Origin of the sequence: Streptomyces sp. DT2A-34, from assembly GCF_030499515.1 — a bacterium.
Taxonomy (GTDB): Bacteria; Actinomycetota; Actinomycetes; order Streptomycetales; family Streptomycetaceae; genus Streptomyces.
On record NZ_JASTWJ010000001.1, the window covers coordinates 6,330,154 to 6,346,226 of the forward strand.

The window sequence follows — 16,073 nt, forward strand, 5'->3', positions numbered from 1 at the left end:
CGTGCGTGCGTCGACTTCAGTCTCCGTCGCTCTTGCAGGAGCGCTGGTCGCAACTGCCTGCTCAAGCGGCGGCGGAGATGAAAAGAACTACACAGTCCCTCGCACTCAATGCGGCATCTCATTTAATCCCGAACTGCTTGACCCATTCCTGCCAGGAGGTGAGGTGATGGACGTAAAGCAATCGTCTCCAAACGGTGGGACGAAACGATGCGACGTGATTGTCGATGGCGAGACGGTAGTTCGAGAAGTGCAGGTGTGGTGGAATGAAGGGGAGAGCGTTACCTCTGTTGCTGCTGCGTACGCAAAAATGGACAGCGGTCAAGTAGTGGATGGTGATCGCTATTTCTATTCGGGTGCTGGCGGGGTTGGGAAGACTACGGATTCTTGCAAGTCCACGGAGCATCCAGGGCAAGATTTGTATGCTGTTATCCAGGTATTTGCATCGGGTCGATCTGATTCCGATGCAATGAAGAACCTTATTACTTCCTACACCAAGGCGCTTGAGGGCTCCGGTGAATGTCGCTGATCCTCCAGCTCGGCCGATATCCTCCCATGTTGTGTCATTTCGTTCGCCAGCTTCCTGATTGTGATAGCAGTGGTCGCTGCGGATAAGGTGCCATCGCATGCGCCTAATCCATCGCAATGTGTTTCGGACTGATGCTCGCCCGTGAGGAGAAGGTCAGCAAAGCAATGCAGGCCAAGTCGGACAAGGGCAACTGAGACGGGCGGGGATTAGTGAAGGACGAGGACATAGTCCGGCACTTCGACGGACGCGGCCGTGTCGAGCTGCTGCCCGGGCGCATGGACGCGTCGCGACAGCGCCGGATCGAGCAGATCACCTACGAGCTCGGCTACCGGTTGATCGCCACCGAGAACCTCGGTCGCGCTGGTGTCCTGCTCCGCTACGAACGCGACGACGCCCCGCATGCTCGCCGCCGAGCCGAGCAGACCATCGAAAGGCTGCGCGCGGGCGGACCGGTGCTGCCGGCCATCGAGCCTCCGCCGCCACCGCCGTCCCCAGCCCCACCTCTCACGCCCCGGCAGCCACCACCCCGCCCCCGGCGGTCTCTGGAACCCCAGCCGCCGCCACCACTGCCCCCGCCCGGGCCCCGGATCCCGCCTCGGCCGCCTTACCCGCCTCCCCCTCCGCCGCCTGGTGTCACCCGGGACTCCTCGCCGGAATGACTTTGGAGCGCTCGGGTCTTAGTGGGGGCGTTCAGGACATCGGCGGGGCGGGTCGGTGAGGCTGAGGACATGACGACATCGCCCCTTCCACAGGGGAGGTTGCCCCTGTCCGCCGTATATGCACCGGCCGGACAGTTGGCTTCCTGGAGGAAGCCCCCAAGCCGCAGGGCGACCCTGAGACTGCCGAGTTTGAAGCCAAACCGCTCTTTGACAAGGCAATCGGCTATGTCCCTGTGCTGGGTGGGGATGTGCAAGCGGGCGAGCATCTCCTGCGTGACTCCGCGATGACCTGCGAGCGATGATCCGGACGCGGAACTCGTCAACCAGGCGGACGATGCCGGTGAGGTCGGCCGGGTCGACGCGATTGATCTCGCGGGCCCGTTCGGTGTCGAAAGCGTCGGCGTCTCCGGGGAAGCCGTAGCCCATGGTGAGGGCAGTGCGGAGTTCGGCGATGGTACGCGTGGCATCCCCGCCGGCCCGCTGGACGGACAGGTGCCAGCCCTTGGCCTTCCTGCCGTCCTCGTAGACCACGCCCCCGCATTCGAGCTGCCGAGGGCGTGGCGTTACGCATCATTGCGGCACACGGCCGGGCGGAGTCAGCGGCTCCGGCCCCCTGCTATGGCAGTTTCAGCTTCAGCGGGCCGCAGCCGAGGCGGGCGGCCTCGGCCTCGACGTAGCGGGGGAAGAGGGTGCGCAGGTCCGCGCTCATCCCGCCGTCGTTGGCCTGTACGAGGAACACCGTCTCGCCCGCCTGGCAACGGGTCCGGAAGACACCGAGGTTGGGGCCGAGACCGCCGTAGCCGACGGTGGAGGTCACCCGGTCGCCCGCGTCCAGCGTCATCCCTGTGAAGATCGCGGCCAGCCGCGGGTCCTCGACGGTCATCAGGCGCTGCTCCGGCTGCGAGCCGGTGAAGTCCCGGTCGCAGGTGCGCACCGGGCCGTCCCCGTCGGTGGTCATGGGGTACTGGTCCGGCTTGCGCTTCTTGCCCAGGGTCAGCCCCTTGACGCCGCAGAGCGCGTCCGGCTTCTCCGTGCGGGTGTAGCGGGCGGCCTCCGGCAGGCGGTTGACCGGATCGGCGATTGTGCCGGTGCAGCCCAGGTCCGCACTGACCTTGTTGACGAGCTTCACGACCATGCGGGCCATCGCGTCCCGCTCCTTGGTACGCGGCTCCAGGTCGCCGATCCACGTCCCCTGGGCGATGTCCACGACGGTCGGCCCGTCGAGATCACCGGGGCGGCCCAGGCAGCCGTCCGGGATGGCGAGCCAGGCGCGGTTGTCCGAGGCCATGCCCAGCAGGCCGCCGCCGAGCGGGGTGAGACGGGCGGAGAGGAACTCATCGGCCCACTTGCCGTCGTCGCCAGCCCGGTCGTCCAGCCGGTGCACCCGGGCGGTGAGCGCCCATTCGTCGCCGTCGCTGTTCGTCAGCTGGCAGCTGCCGGCGGGGCCGTCCATAGAGCGCGCACCGTGCAGCACGGGCGCCTCGACCGCCTTGACGTTCTCCGGCTCGCGGAACGTCGTGGCGAGGTCATCGCGGGACAGCGCGCCCCAGCACACCTCGTCGGGCGCGAACGGCCCGGCCTGCGTCTGCCAGGCCGTGCCGCCGGCACCGAGCAGCACTCCGGCGAGCCCTGCGGCCAGCAGCGGCCGGACCCGGCCACGCAGCAGGTGGCGCCAGTGCAAACGCTGGCGGCGTCGGCGCCACCGCTCCCGGCGCAGGCGCCGATACCGCTCACTGAGCGACTCCCGGTCGGCGGGCAGGGGCTGGTCGTAGCGGTTCGGCTGGTCCGCGGTGCTGCTCACCGGGCGGCTCCCTCGGGGGCGATGGGGGCGCAGCCCAGGCGGGCGGCGGCCGCGTTGGCGAAGGCGGCGAGGTGGTCGGGGTCGGTGGAGGCGCCCATCAGGAAGGTGGCGGGCTGGCCGGCGCAGTCGGCGCGTACGATCGCGTGGTCCTCGCCGATGCTGCCCGTGCCGCGCCAGCCGCGGGCCACGGGGCGTTCGCCCGTGATTCCGTCGAATACGGCGGCCAGCCGGGGCTGCGCGACCATCGCCAGCTCCAGGTACGGCACGCCGTCACCACGGACGCTGCACGTCTGAAGGTCCCGGGTGACCGCGCCGGTCTGGTCCGTGATGTCCTCCATGCCGAGGCTCAGGCCGCGGATGCCGCAGACGTCTTCAGAGGCGCTGTAGTTGTCCTCCGGTTTGCCCGGCAGGTCGTAGATGGGAGAGCTGACCCTTAGCGGCTCGTCCGGCGCGCAACCGGCCGCCGCCATCCCACGGTTGGCCGCCGCGACGAGCAGCACCGCGGCCTCACGGGCGCCGCCCAGACCGGCCGGATCGTTCTGGATGTACGAGGGGTTTCCGCTGGAGTACGTGCCGGACGCCTGCATCGTGACGACGGTCGGCCTGCCGTCCTTCGTATCGCAGGACTTCGGGAGCACCAGCAGACCACCGCGCCCGTTCACCGTGCCCGGCAGGCCGTCCGGGAGCGGGACCATGTCGCCGCCCAGGAAACCATCCTGGACCATCGCCAGCCTGGCCTCCGCGGCCTTGGGGACCGGGCCGTACTCCACGGACACCTGCTGGCGGATGGAGACCTTGTCGCCGTCGTAACTGCTCTTGTAGTCGCCGGCGATGGAGACCTCGCAGCTGCCGGTCGGGCGCTCGCGAGTGGGCGCCATCTCCTCGCTGGTGCGTGACCCGTCGTTATCGTCGCCGAAGGCCTCGTCACCGAGGAACTCCGGGCCGCTGTCCTCCTCCCACGCGCCCCAGCAGTAACGCTCCTTTGGCCACGGCCAGGTGTGCGCCGCCCACGTGCCGAGGCCGGTGCCCGCAAGCGCGAGCACTAGCGCGGATATCAGCGACAACCGGCCGCGCCTGCTGGTCGGCAGCACTCGACGCAACCGACCGGGCGCCGAGGGCGCCTCGTCCGTCTCACTCACCCCGTGTTCCCCCTTCGGCGCCGGCAGGTGCCGCAAACCGGTCCCCCACGTGCGCCGTTCCCGTAACCACACACTCACCCGCGGGTGCACCAACAGCGCATGTCCTGCACGTCGGAGTGGGCGCCTGCGGATCTTGACCAGCAGTGTATTCATCGGTTGACAGCAGCAAAGGCGGCGCTCGCTTCGGACACCGAATCTTGATGCCGAGCGCGGTGGGGAGTGGGGCGCAGCGCGCGGGGTCGCGCCGCGGTGAGGTACCTAGGGCTGAGCCACGTGCTCCTCCTGGTACGCGCTGGCCGACCGAACGGGCCCGCCTTCAAGGCGCTGGCAGCCGTGCTCGCCGAAGTCGAGGAGTGTTGTACGAGGAGACCCAGCAGCCTCGTAGCCTCGTACCCGACCCGCTTTACTCCGGTCCTGCCTCGCGCAAGGCGGGTCGCGCCAGCTGGGTGATGAGGTGGTCCAGGGCGGCAGCGGCGGTCGTGCCGGTGGCGGCGACTTCAGGCACGATGTCGCAGGCGGAGCGGCGTAGTTCGAGCCAGCCGAGGAAGGCGGCGTACGCGGTGACCGCCTGATGTCTGGCCGCGGCGGTGTTCAGGCCCAGGTCTGTGTAGAGCTCGGTGAGGTAGGTGATCCGCCGCTCGGTGACCCGGCGCAGGACCGGGGCGACGGCGGGGTGATCGGCGTGGGCGACGATCGCGGGCTCCAGGCCGTTGATGTCTTCCTGCCCCAGCGCGATGGTGAACAGAGCCGTCAGCCGCTGCCGGGGTTCGGTGATGTCGCCCAACTCCGCGATCAGCGCTGCGGTGTCGTCCCGCTCCCACGTCTCCAGTGCGGCCGTCAGCAGCGCGTCGCGGTCCTTGAAGTGCCAGTAAAAGCTGCCTCGTGTCGCCTCCAGCTCGCCCGCGAGCGCGTTGACCGACACTGCGGCGACCCCGCCGCGTGCCATCGCGCGCAGCGCCGCGGTCGACCAGTCCTGGGGGGTGAGGTGCCTTCTAGTCATGCCCATACAGTACTGTATGGTCGATCCATACAGGCTTGTATGGAGTGGATGGGGGAGCCGTATGACGATGACGAAACTCGCTGGTGGGACGGCCGCAGTCGGCCTCGGTGCGGTCGGGGCGCTGCACGGGATCTGGACCTTCTCTCCCTGGCCGCTGGCCAGCCGTGCCGATTTCGCCCGTACGGTCGTCGGGGTCGCCGAAGCCGACCTGCCGACACCGGAGTTGACGGCCGCGGTCGCGGCGGCGCTCGGAGCGGCGTCCTATGTAGTCGCAGCCCAGGCCGACTTGGTCCCTCAGCTCTCGGGGGTGCGGCCACGTCGTTTGGTGCGCCAGGGCGTATGGGTCGTCGCAGGCGTGCTGCTTCTGCGAGGTGCCGCTGGTCTGGCTTCGTCCGCCCTGACCAACCGGCCGACCGATTTCACCCGCTGGGACCTCATGCGGTATTCCCCGCTGTGTCTGGCGCTCGGAGGGCTGACGGCATACGTCGCCGCCTCCACTCGCGTTCCTCACCGCCAGAACCGGCGCCATGTCATGAGGAGCCTCAAGGGCCGCAGGAATCAGGGAGGCTGACGATGACATGCTTGATTCCCCGACTGGTGATCGGACTGGCTGCCGTGCACTTCGCGGTATCCCTGATCGCCTCCAGTACCTTCGGTGATGTGGCCCACGACGGATTCTGGAACGCCGTCCCCGGGAAGCCGCAGCGTGAGTACGAGATGTGGTTCTTCCTCGCCGGGTTCGGTCTCCTTGCCCTTGGCACACTCAGCCAACGCATCGTCCGTGACACCGGCAGGCTCCCGGCGCAGCTGGGCTGGTATCTGCTTGCCATCGGCGTGCCGCTGCAGATTCTCTACCCCGTCTCCGGCGCACCGGGACTGATCGTGCTCGGGGTACTGGCCCTGATCGCGGTCCGGCGGGACAGTGCGGGAGACAGCCGTCGGACAACAGCAGCAGCGGACTAGGAGATGGCAGCACCGGGTAGTCCAGGTTGTCCAGGCGGGTGCCGGAGGGATGGCGGCGGGGCAGCGCGGCGAATGGGCGCTGATGGCCGGTAAGGAGTGCGTACGCGTACTCAACTGGAGCCACTCAGGGGTGGGTACCTCCCGTGCGTACCCACCCCGAGTCTTGAATCAGGCCTGCCGCGTCAGTAGTTGGCGGCGGCCTTACGGTCGGCGGCGCTGTACGCCGCGCTCGCCTCACGGACCGCGTTCGCGATGGCGTTCAGGGCCTGGTGGATCTCCCTGGCCTTGATGTCCCACTCGCGGTGGAGGCCGTCCGCCGCGGTCTTGGCCTCGCCCTCGAAGAAGGCGGAGAGGTCCTTCATCCGCTGCTGGAGGGCTTCCAGGTCCGTGTCCAGCTTCTTGGCCTGGGAGGTGATGTCCCCCGCGGCGCGCTCAAGTTCCGCGTAGGTGACGAGCATGGTGCCGTTGTCCACTGCCATGGCTGCTCCAACTTCCTTTCGTAGCCGGTGTTCCGGTGTATTGCAGTGCTGCGGTGCTGCTGCGCTACATGCCGGAGAAGGCCGAGGTCTTTCCGGACGGGGCGCTGCCGCTGGCCGAGCCGGAGCCGCCCGTGTCGATGCCCGCCAGGGCCTGGTAGATCTCTTCGTCGGTGCTGCCGGCGATGCGGCGGTTGTCGTTGACCGCGTTCTGGAATCGGACGAGCAGGTTGCCGATGTTGGCCATGCGCTCGTTGATCTCGGTCTGCTTGCGGTCGAAGGACACGGCGCCCTGGCCCTGCCACTTGCCTTCCACACTGTCGATCACGGCGTGGAGCTGCTGGAGCTGCTGCTTCACCGATCCGAAGCGCTCGTTGAGCTCCTGCTCGAACTGCCGTAGTACGTCGTCTGTGACCTTCTGGGTTCCTGCCATCTGTTCTTCCTTCCCGATTTCCGGTTCAGTGGTGGGCCCGGCGGCTTGGGGAGGCTGCATGGCGAACGCGCGCAGTTCGTCCGGTGTGATCCGCCGCAGTGGGCTGTGGTGAGGCGTTCGCATTCCTTGTCAGGCCGAGGGGCCGGCCCGCTCATGAAGCGTTGCAGCCCCGTGGCTGCCCCTCACCGCTGCGAACATCGTCGGCGCGCGCCATGACGCTCACCCTCCCCGTTCTCCCCGTTAGCTACGACCGCGGGTCATTGCGATCGCGGTGACGTGAACATCACCGATTGCATGCGTGTCACTCTAGCCACTACCAGTGACAGGACCAACGGCCTTCTCGGCTAGCCGGAGGGTGTTCTCCTCCGGCCGTCGCGCATCCCCACCGCCCCGCCTGCGATGACTGCCACTAGCACCAGGCTGCCCACCACCACGTAGGTGCCGAGGCGGGTAGCCCGTTCCTGTGGGGTTTCGCCGAGCGGGAGTTGGGCCACGGCGGGGGCCTTGGCCTGCCCTGCTCCTTCGTTGCTGGGTACGGGGTGGTCGATCGGTTTGTCGTCCTCGGTGAGGGCGCGTACGGGGTCGACGATGCCCCAGCCGACCAGGCGGTCGTGGCCGGGGATGGAGCGTTCCGCGGTCTGCATGATCTGGGCGGTGATCTGCTTCTGCGTCCACTGGGGGTGCTTGGCTTTGATGAGGGCGGCGACGCCGGCGACGTAGGGGGCGGAGAAGCTGGTGCCGTTGTCGGCGCAGTGCCCGCCGCCGGGGACGGTGGAGACCATGTCGACGCCGGGGGCTGCGACGTCGACGAAGTCGCCGGACTGGGAGAAGGCGGCGCGTTCGTTGTTGCGGTCGGAGGCGGCCACGGCCAGGACGCCGTCGTATGAGGCCGGGTAGGTCTTCTTCACGTTGCCGTCGAGGCCGTCGTTGCCCGCCGAGGCCACGATGACGATCTCTTTGGCCAGGGCGTTGTCCACCGCGCGTTCCAGTGTGGAGGTGGCTGTGATCGGGTTGACCGTGTCCTGGGAGATGTTGATGACGTCGGCCTCGGCGTCGTTGGCGGCATAGTTGATTGCCCTGGCCAGGCTGTCGGTGTCGCCGTGGCCCTCGGCGTCGTTCTGCTGGATCGGGATGATCGTCGCCTCGGGGGCGAGGCCGACGAACCCGGTGTCCTTCGCTGGCCTAGCGGCGATGATTCCGGCGACCTTCGTGCCGTGGCCCACCGTGTCGGTGGTGCCGTTCTCGCTGCCTCGTGCGATCTTGTTGCCGTTGTCGTCCTTGAGGTTCAGCGGCAGGTAGTTGCGGCCGCTCTTGACGTCTACCGCCGGGGCGAGCTGGCGGTTCTTGACGTCCACACCGGTGTCGATGACCGCGACGCGGACCTCCTTGCCCCTGGACTGCTTCCACACCTCGTCCAGTAGGACCCGCTGTAGCGCCCAGGGGCGGCCCTCGTACGGCTTGCCGGGGAAGGTGCACTGATCGGCGGCGGTAGCGGTGGGAGTCATCGGTACGCCTACGAACACGAGGGCGGCGGCCCCCGTTGCGGCGAGTAGACGCACACGGCCCGGCCCGCCCAAGTGGCGATGCGTCCACATCCGCTCGGCCCGCCCCCTCATGACCCCTGCGGCTGTCGTGCCGCGCCCGTCGACAGCCGTGGCCCCGTCGGCAGGAACGCGGACCACGCGGCCGGGATCGGCGCTGGTGTTACGTCTTTGTAGCCGAGGCGGTTCTGTGCCTGCTGGGCCTCCTGCAGCGCTGCCTCACGCTGCTCCCGCCGCTCGGCTGCCGAGCCGGAGGAGCCGATGCCCGCGTCGTCCGTCTCGCTGTCGCCGTTGGACTGCATCGCGTAGCGCAGGCCGGTGTCGGTGACGAGGAAGAAGAAGCCGGAGCGAGTCGACGAACCCGTGAACTGGCGGAAGAACTGGCCCGATCCGGGGGTGACGTACGCGCTGCTCGACCCGGTGGGGAGGGTGGCGGGGAAGTTCCTGCCCGCCCAGGTGCTGAGTGTCGTGGCGCCGTTGTCCTCGTCCACGTCGCGCAGGACGTTGCACACCGTGTTGCGGCTGCCCTCGTCGGTGCTCGCCGAGTTGACCGGCTCGGGCTCCTGCTGCGGCCAAGTCTTCTCGGCGCCGAAGGGCGTCCCGGGCGTGAAGCTGCCGGCGCTGACCGGCATCGCCCGGCTCGCCTGTCCGAGGATGGTCAGGGCTTTGCTGCTGAGCAGGAGCTTCGCTGTGAAGTCGGAGACCGGGGCGACCCGCCCCTGCAGGACGACGTACTTCTGGATCCTGGTCCCGGAGGGGGCCTCCAGGACCATGCCCACCTTGTTGGCCGCCGCTGGCAGCTGGCCCTGGATCCCGGCGTCGGCGCCGGGCTGGCCCGGGATCTCCGGGAAGGTGATGGGGTCGCCCTTGTGCAAGGTCGCCAGCCAGCCGGCCGACACCCGCTGGGGCTCCCGGCCCTCGCCGACGACCGTGCGCAGCAGCAGCTCCTCGTTCTGCACGGGGTACGCCGTCCCCTGGGCGTCGACGACGTAGCGGGTGCGGTCCGGGCCCGGGCCTGCCACATACATCAGCTCGCCGCCCCGCAGCCGCTCCGCGCCCTCGGGCCGGTCCATGTCACGCTCGGCCAGGATGAACGCCGCCTTCTGGATGGCACGGCCGCCCTCACCGGGTCGCTCACAGACCACCCAGCGTTTCTTCGAACCGGCTTCGTCGGCGTCGGGCAGACGGTCGGGGGCGTAGGGGATGCCGAGGGTGGGGCCGTGCGGGATCGTGCCGTTGTCCAGGACCGATTCATCGACGTTGATGACCTTGCCCTTGTCGGGCTGCAGGAGGAGCTTCGCCGAGGACATGTTCAACACCGGGTGCAGCTGCGTCTTGCCGTCGGTCTTGAGGATCACGTACCGGGTGGTCGACTTGCTGGAGATGATGACGTTCTCCCCGGCCTTGTCCCAGCCCTGCGGTGCGGCGGGCTTGAACATGCCCCAGGCCCCGAAGCCGGCCAGGATGACAGCGGTGACGATCGCACCCGGCACGACCGCACGCAGTGGCCGTGGCCAACCCTCCTCGGTGCCGTTCGGACTGGGCTGCAGGAACTGCCCGACCAGGCGCCGTCGCGCGAAGGTGTAGGCGTTCAACTCATCCCGCCGCGATGCCATCGTTCCGCTGCCTCATTCCCCCGCTGATTGATCTGGTTGTTCTGGTCTCGTACGAGGAGCAGGTCCCGTACGTCGATGTGGCCTCGCTCTGCTCGCCAAGGCCCCGTCGGCTCTCACGATGAGAGCGAGCGCATCTGCTGGTAGGCGCCGAACACCGCAAGACACAGCGGCAGCAGCGTCAGAAGCACGAAACTCTCTGCGATCTCCAGGAAGCGGCCCCAGAACGGGGGGACCCCCTTGCTGGGCACGACCAGCGCGATCGCGGCGATCGCACCGGCGACGACGGCGACCGCGACCGACAGCCACACCAGCCTGATTGCCATGGCCGTGCCGTCACCCCGTAGCGCCTCCAGGACCATTCGAGCGGGCGGGTTGAGGGAGAGCCCGAGTCCCAGGAGCACCAGTGAGGCGAGGCCCGCCGCGAGCGTGCAGCCCACCTGAACCGTGTGTCGGAACAGATGGGCGCGCATCAGCAGGGCCAAGCCCGTGGCGAGCGCAAGGAGTTGGGCCCACAGGTCGTCGGAAAACCCGAGCACCGCGGCTGCAACTGTTGCGACCAACGCACATCCACCCACCAGGCCGAGCAGCAACTCGTGGCCGCGCCGCGCTTGAGCGGCGATGCGCTCGGCGTCGATGACGTCCGACACCTCGGCGGCGTCATTATCGGCATCGGCGTAGTCGCTGCCGATGGCGGTGCGCGGCGGGTCGAAGCCGATGGGAAGGCGGGCGAAACGCGTGGCCAGGCCCGGCAGAAAGGCGAGAGCGCCCAGGGCGAGCGGGGAGGAGACTGCCGCGGTCTCTGCAGGGCTCATCTCGGCGAGGATGGACACGAACGTCAACAGCATGCCGAGGGCCGAGGCGAATGCGAAGGCGACGAAGGGGCCGTCGCCGCTCGGTGTGAGGAACACCAGCACCACCGATCCCACGAGTACGGCGGCGCAGGCGAGCAGGAACTGCAGCCTTCCGATTCCCTCTCCGGCCGGCAGCGCGAGCAGTCCGCTGCCGGCGACTCCCAGGTTGGCGAGGGCGCCGATGCCGAAGGCCACGGACGAGCCGCGGTCGCCGTAGACCCGTGCGCGTACCGCAGCGATCGCCAGGAGGACCAGGCCTGAGACCGTGGCCACGATGCCCGGGAGCCCGTGCATGTCGTGCCGGACGTCGGAACTCCAAGCCACGAAGGCGAGCAGCATCAGTAGGACACAGCTACCGAAGAGTCCTGCGGTGCGCAGGAGTTCGTCGTTCCAGAGTGTGCGGTCGCGGGTGACGGCGCTGGCCGTGGCGTGCGTGACGTCGTCGAACACCGCGGGCGGGAGGGAGTCGGAGAACGGGCGTAGCAGGAGGAAGTCGCCGTCGGCGATGCGCTGTGCGGCGAGTGAGCGTGCCTCGTCGAGGACCGTGCCGTCCCGACGTACCAGGTGGTATCCGACGGGGGCGCCAGGTGCCGGAGTCTGTCCGGACAGGCGCAGGATTTCCGGGAAGAGGTGCGCGAGGGGAATGTCGTCGGGTAGCGCCACATCGATGCGGCTGTCGGGTGCCGCCACGATGATCCGGCGGAAGCCGGTGCTGCGCGTGGTCGGCGTCCCCGGTCCCCAGGGCTGCCCCGGTCCCGGATGAGCCCCCGACCCCGTTTGGCCCCATGGTCCCGGGTGACCGCCGGTGTTTCCTGCCGCTCGAACTGTCGCAGGCACGTACGTCTCCCCCTCGCGGTGCTTCTCAACTCGCGGGCCGCGCCCCTGTCCCGTTCGCGTGTCCGCTCTCATTCCGGTTCCGAATGACCGTGAATGACCCTGAATCCATTGATTATTCGCGGGTGTGCACACGCGTGGCGCCACCCTATCGTCCGCAATGTCAGTGCCCGCCAGTAGGATCCGGTCCGGATGGAGTCGGCGCCACGGGGGTGCGGACAAGGGCTCTTCAGTCCGCGAGGGGGACGGGTCAGCTTTGAGCCAGATCGTCGTCAAACGGCCGCCGAGGGCCTTGCCCAGGGATGTGCCTGCCGATCCAGTGCAGTTGCAATCCCCGCCCGAGTTGCCCAGAGGGCAGCAGGAGGGCGCCCTGATGCAGCTGCTGCCCATGCTGGGCATGGGCGGTTCCGTCGTCTTCTTCTTCATGACGCCGAACCCGATCATGCGCATCATGGGCATGGTCATGATCGCATCGACGATCGCCCTGGCTATTGCCATGCTCGTCCGGTACCGGCGCGGCACCCAGGGCCAACTCGCCGATCTGCGACGGGACTACCTGAAGTACTTGGCCAAATCCCGCCGTACGGTTCTGCGTACGGCGCGGCTGCAGCGCGACGCCCAGTTCTATCTGCATCCGGCTCCCGAGCAGTTGTGGGCGCTGGTCGCCGAGGGCAGCCGCCTCTGGGAGCGCCGTATTAGCGACGACGACTTCGGGCAGGTCCGGATCGGGCTGGGCAGTCAACAACTCGCCACCCCACTGGTCGCACCCGAGACCGCTCCGGTGGACGAGCTGGAGCCGCTCACCGCCGGGGCCATGAAGCAGTTCCTCAACGCGCACAGCACGATCGAGGGCCTGCCCATGGCGATCTCGTTGCGGGCCTTCTACCACCTCACTATCAGCGGGGACGAAACTCACGTCAGAGCGGCGGCGCGCGCCATGGTGGCCTCCCTGGCCACCATGCATTCTCCCGACGACCTGGTGGTGGCTGTAGCCGCCGGGCAGGACGCGGCTCCGCACTGGGAGTGGGCCAAGTGGCTGCCTCACGTCCAGACCGAGGGAAGTGACGGAGCGGGTAGCCGCCGTCTGATCACGTCCAGTGCGCAGGATCTGGAGCTGCTGCTCAAGGAGGAGCTCGAAGGGCGTCCCCGGTTCCAGGCCGGCGGTCAGCCCCTGCTGGAGCAGCCGCACATCGTCGTCGTACTCGACGGAGAGGCGTTGTCGCCGTTGTCGGCGCTGGCTGCGGCCGAAGGGCTGCAGGGTGTCACGATCGTCGAGGTCGTGCCAGCCAGGCTCACCGGGGCACGCGGCGGTCTCTCGGTCGTGGTGCATCCGCATGCGCTGCGCCTGGAGTCCGGCGACGGCCTCGTCTACGAAGGGACGCCCGACCGTCTCAGTCCCGAGGCCGCCGAGGCACTCGCCCTCCAGCTCGCGCCCCTGTACATGGCGTCCGGTGGCGACTCGGACGAACCGCTGCTCGCCAACCTGGAGTTCACCGATCTCCTCGACCTGGACGACGCGGAATCCGTGGACGTCGGCCGCACGTGGCGCCCGCGCTCCCGTGCCGAGCGCCTGCGTGTCCCGATCGGCGTCGGCGAGGACGGCACGCCGGTGATGCTGGACCTGAAGGAAGCCGCGCAGGACGGCATGGGCCCACACGGCCTGTGTGTCGGCGCCACCGGATCCGGCAAGTCCGAACTGCTGCGCACCCTCGTGCTCGGCCTCGCGGTGACCCACTCCTCGGAGACCCTGAACTTCGTCCTCGCGGACTTCAAGGGCGGCGCAACCTTCGCCGGCATGGCGGACCTGCCACATGTCGCCGCGGTGATCACCAACCTCGCGGACGACCTGACCCTCGTGGACCGCATGGGCGACTCGATCCGCGGCGAACTCAACCGCCGCCAGGAACTGCTCCGCAAGGCGGGCAACTACGCCAACATCCACGACTACGAGAAGGCCCGCTCAGCCGGCGCCGCTCTGGATCCGATCCCGTCCCTCGTCCTGGTGATTGACGAGTTCAGCGAACTCCTCACCGCCAAGCCCGATTTCATCGACATGTTCGTCCAGATCGGCCGCATCGGCCGCTCCCTGGGCGTCCACCTGCTGCTCGCCTCGCAGCGCCTGGAGGAAGGCCGCCTGCGAGGTCTGGAGACCTATCTGTCGTACCGCGTCGGACTGCGGACGTTCTCCGAGTCCGAGTCCCGCGCCGCCCTCGGTGTACCGGACGCCTACCACCTGCCGAACGTCCCGGGCTCGGGCTATCTGAAGTACGGCACCGACGAGATGGCCCGCTTCAAGGCCGCCTACGTCTCCGGCGCGCACCGGCCGACCTCCACCCGGGCCACGGCAGGGGACGGCCCGCTGCCGGTGGACCGTCGTCCTGTGCCCTTCACCGCCGCCCCCGTGCCGGTCCAGTACGCACAGGTCGACCCCCGGGCCCAGGTGCCGGACCCGCGGGCGGGCGGGGACGACGCCCTGGCCGACACCGTGCTCGACGTCATCGTCCGGCGGCTCGCCGGGCAGGGTCCGGCCGCGCACCAGGTGTGGCTGCCGCCGCTGGACAACCCCCCGTCGCTGGACGCCCTCCTCCCGGGACTCGCCGCGGAGCAGGGCCGAGGCCTCACCAAGCCCGGCTACGAGGGCGCGGGCCGCCTCATCGTGCCGCTCGGTGTCGTCGACAAGCCCTTCGAGCAGCGGCGTGACCCGCTGTATCGGGACTTCTCCGGCGCCGCGGGCCATATGCAGATCGTCGGCGGCCCGCAGTCCGGCAAGTCGACGCTGCTGCGGACGATCATCTCCGCGTTCGCGCTGACGCACACACCGCACGAGGTTCAGTTCTACGGCCTGGACTTCGGCGGTGGCGGCATGTCCGCCGTCGCCGGGCTGCCGCACGTCGGCGGGGTGGCCTCACGCCTGGACCCGGAGCGGGTACGCCGCACAGTCGCCGAGGTGTACGGCATCCTGACTCGCCGCGAGGAGTACTTCCGCAGCTCCGGTATCGACTCCATCGCCACCTTCCGCAAGCTGCGGGCCCGCGGAGAGATTTCGGTGGCGGACCAGCCCTGGGGCGATGTCTTCCTGGTCATCGACGGCTGGGGCAACTTCCGCACCGAGTACGAGGGCCTGGAAGCCGCCGTCCTCGACATCGCCTCCCGAGGCCTCGGTTACGGCATCCACCTGATCCTTGCCGCCTCCCGCGCCATGGAGGTCCGTGCGAATCTGAAGGACCTGCTGATGAACCGCCTCGAACTGCGGCTCGGCGACCCAATGGACTCCGAACTGGACCGCAAGGCGGCCGGAAACGTCCCGGCAGGTGTCCCCGGCCGGGGCGTCACTCCCGAGACACTGCACTTCATGGGCGCGGTGCCGCGCATCGACGGCATCCACTCCGACGCCGACCTGTCCGAGGCGACCGCCGCCATGAGTCGCGACGTGGACCGCCACTGGACGGCACCCGGCGCACCGGCGGTACGCCTCCTACCACGTCACATCTCCTTCGCCGACCTGCCCGCAGCACTCGCCCAGCCGGACCGCGGCGTCGCCTTCGCCCTCGACGAGAACAACCTGGAACCCGTCCACGTCAACTTCGACCAGGACCCCTTCTTCCTCGTCTTCGGCGAAAGCGAGTCCGGCAAGTCCAACCTGCTGCGCCTCCTCATCAAACAGATCACCGACCTGCACGACGGGGACTCCTGCAAGCTCTTCGTGATCGACAACCGCCGCTCGCTGCTGGACGCGGCCCCGGCGTCCCACCTGGCCGAGTATGTGCCCATGTCCAACGCCATGGACCACCACGTTCAGGCGCTGGCCGACCTCATGCAGCGGCGCACACCCTCGCCCGACGTCACCGCCGACCAGCTCCGGGCCCGCAACTGGTGGAGCGGCCCGACGATCTACGTGGTGGTCGACGACTACGACCTGGTGTCGACCTCCGGCGGCAACCCGCTCGCCCCGCTCACGGAGCTCCTCCCGTTCGCCCGCGACGTGGGGATCCGCTTCATCGTCGCCAGAAACAGCGCAGGCGCCGGCCGCTCGTCGTACGAACCCTTCATGCAGCGCATCAAGGAACTGGGCGCACAGGGCGTCGTGCTCTCCGGCGACCTGAATGAGGGCGACATCCTCGGCAACGTACGCCCCCGCCCGATGCCGGCGGGGCGGGGGATCTTCGTCTCGCGACGGCGTGGAAACCTGTTGGTGCAGACAGGGCTCATCGGAGAGGAAAGTCGTCGCTGAGGC

At 68.7% G+C, this 16,073-nt stretch carries 13 protein-coding genes; 4 read left to right on the forward strand and 9 right to left on the reverse strand.

Annotated elements, in window-relative coordinates; translation table 11 throughout:
• Position 1: 1 nt before the first annotated feature.
• Positions 2-526 carry a hypothetical protein gene (locus QQM39_RS28335; protein WP_302000391.1) on the forward strand — a complete coding sequence of 175 codons (525 nt, stop codon included), beginning with the start codon at positions 2-4 and terminating at the stop codon, positions 524-526.
• 206 nt (positions 527-732) lie between these two features.
• Here the strand turns inward: QQM39_RS28335 and QQM39_RS28340 are convergent, their stop codons facing one another.
• From QQM39_RS28340 to QQM39_RS28355, 4 genes are all read right to left on the reverse strand, one after another.
• Entirely contained in the window at positions 733-927 is a 195-nt protein-coding gene (locus tag QQM39_RS28340) for a hypothetical protein (protein ID WP_302000392.1), read from the reverse strand.
• Positions 928-1,801: 874 nt separating this feature from the next.
• Positions 1,802-2,986, reverse strand: a complete 1,185-nt coding sequence (locus QQM39_RS28345) for a hypothetical protein (protein ID WP_302000393.1) — start codon at positions 2,984-2,986, stop codon at positions 1,802-1,804.
• Complete coding sequence (locus tag QQM39_RS28350; RefSeq protein WP_302000394.1) at positions 2,983-4,125, reverse strand: hypothetical protein; 1,143 nt, start codon at positions 4,123-4,125, stop codon at positions 2,983-2,985. Before QQM39_RS28350 ends, QQM39_RS28345 begins: the two co-directional genes overlap by 4 nt.
• A 403-nt stretch (positions 4,126-4,528) precedes the next feature.
• Positions 4,529-5,125, reverse strand: coding sequence for a TetR/AcrR family transcriptional regulator (locus QQM39_RS28355; RefSeq protein WP_302000395.1), 597 nt, complete (start codon positions 5,123-5,125; stop codon positions 4,529-4,531).
• Between the two features lie 67 nt (positions 5,126-5,192).
• On the opposite strand from QQM39_RS28355, the gene QQM39_RS28360 reads away from it, so the two are divergent.
• Positions 5,193-5,696: a DUF3995 domain-containing protein gene (locus QQM39_RS28360; protein WP_302000396.1), complete on the forward strand. Its 504-nt coding sequence runs from the start codon at positions 5,193-5,195 to the stop codon at positions 5,694-5,696.
• A gap of 2 nt (positions 5,697-5,698) precedes the next feature.
• Positions 5,699-6,088 carry a DUF6463 family protein gene (locus tag QQM39_RS28365; RefSeq protein WP_302000397.1) on the forward strand — a complete coding sequence of 130 codons (390 nt, stop codon included), beginning with the start codon at positions 5,699-5,701 and terminating at the stop codon, positions 6,086-6,088.
• 182 nt (positions 6,089-6,270) lie between these two features.
• On the opposite strand, the gene QQM39_RS28370 is transcribed toward QQM39_RS28365, so the two are convergent.
• From QQM39_RS28370 to eccD, 5 genes are all read right to left on the reverse strand, one after another.
• On the reverse strand, positions 6,271-6,567 hold the full coding sequence (locus QQM39_RS28370; RefSeq protein WP_062720929.1) for a WXG100 family type VII secretion target: 297 nt from the start codon (positions 6,565-6,567) through the stop codon (positions 6,271-6,273).
• Positions 6,568-6,631: 64 nt separating this feature from the next.
• A complete protein-coding gene (locus QQM39_RS28375) occupies positions 6,632-6,997 on the reverse strand; it encodes a WXG100 family type VII secretion target (protein ID WP_302000398.1) in 366 nt (121 codons plus the stop codon).
• Positions 6,998-7,341: 344 nt separating this feature from the next.
• Complete coding sequence (gene mycP / locus QQM39_RS28380; RefSeq protein ID WP_302003751.1) at positions 7,342-8,592, reverse strand: type VII secretion-associated serine protease mycosin; 1,251 nt, start codon at positions 8,590-8,592, stop codon at positions 7,342-7,344.
• A gap of 17 nt (positions 8,593-8,609) precedes the next feature.
• The gene (gene eccB / locus QQM39_RS28385) at positions 8,610-10,154 is read right to left on the reverse strand and encodes a type VII secretion protein EccB (protein WP_302000399.1); all 1,545 of its coding nucleotides are present in this window, start codon (positions 10,152-10,154) and stop codon (positions 8,610-8,612) included.
• 113 nt (positions 10,155-10,267) lie between these two features.
• Positions 10,268-11,701 (reverse strand): type VII secretion integral membrane protein EccD, encoded by a 1,434-nt coding sequence (gene eccD, locus QQM39_RS28390; RefSeq protein ID WP_302003752.1) that lies wholly within the window; start codon positions 11,699-11,701, stop codon positions 10,268-10,270.
• Between the two features lie 394 nt (positions 11,702-12,095).
• Between eccD and eccCa the strand changes: the two genes are divergently transcribed.
• On the forward strand, positions 12,096-16,070 hold the full coding sequence (gene eccCa, locus QQM39_RS28395) for a type VII secretion protein EccCa (protein WP_302000400.1): 3,975 nt from the start codon (positions 12,096-12,098) through the stop codon (positions 16,068-16,070).
• Positions 16,071-16,073 lie beyond the last annotated feature (3 nt).

Bases quoted from the DNA above. Each gene is read 5' to 3' on its own strand.
- QQM39_RS28340 (WP_302000392.1), bottom strand. From the start codon at position 927: ATGCGGGGCGTCGTCGCGTTCGTAGCGGAGCAGGACACCAGCGCGACC.
- eccB (WP_302000399.1), bottom strand. From the start codon at position 10,154: ATGGCATCGCGGCGGGATGAGTTGAACGCCTACACCTTCGCGCGACGG.
- QQM39_RS28355 (WP_302000395.1), bottom strand. From the start codon at position 5,125: ATGACTAGAAGGCACCTCACCCCCCAGGACTGGTCGACCGCGGCGCTG.
- mycP (WP_302003751.1), bottom strand. From the start codon at position 8,592: ATGTGGACGCATCGCCACTTGGGCGGGCCGGGCCGTGTGCGTCTACTC.
- QQM39_RS28365 (WP_302000397.1), top strand. From the start codon at position 5,699: ATGACATGCTTGATTCCCCGACTGGTGATCGGACTGGCTGCCGTGCAC.
- QQM39_RS28370 (WP_062720929.1), bottom strand. From the start codon at position 6,567: ATGGCAGTGGACAACGGCACCATGCTCGTCACCTACGCGGAACTTGAG.
- QQM39_RS28375 (WP_302000398.1), bottom strand. From the start codon at position 6,997: ATGGCAGGAACCCAGAAGGTCACAGACGACGTACTACGGCAGTTCGAG.
- QQM39_RS28360 (WP_302000396.1), top strand. From the start codon at position 5,193: ATGACGAAACTCGCTGGTGGGACGGCCGCAGTCGGCCTCGGTGCGGTC.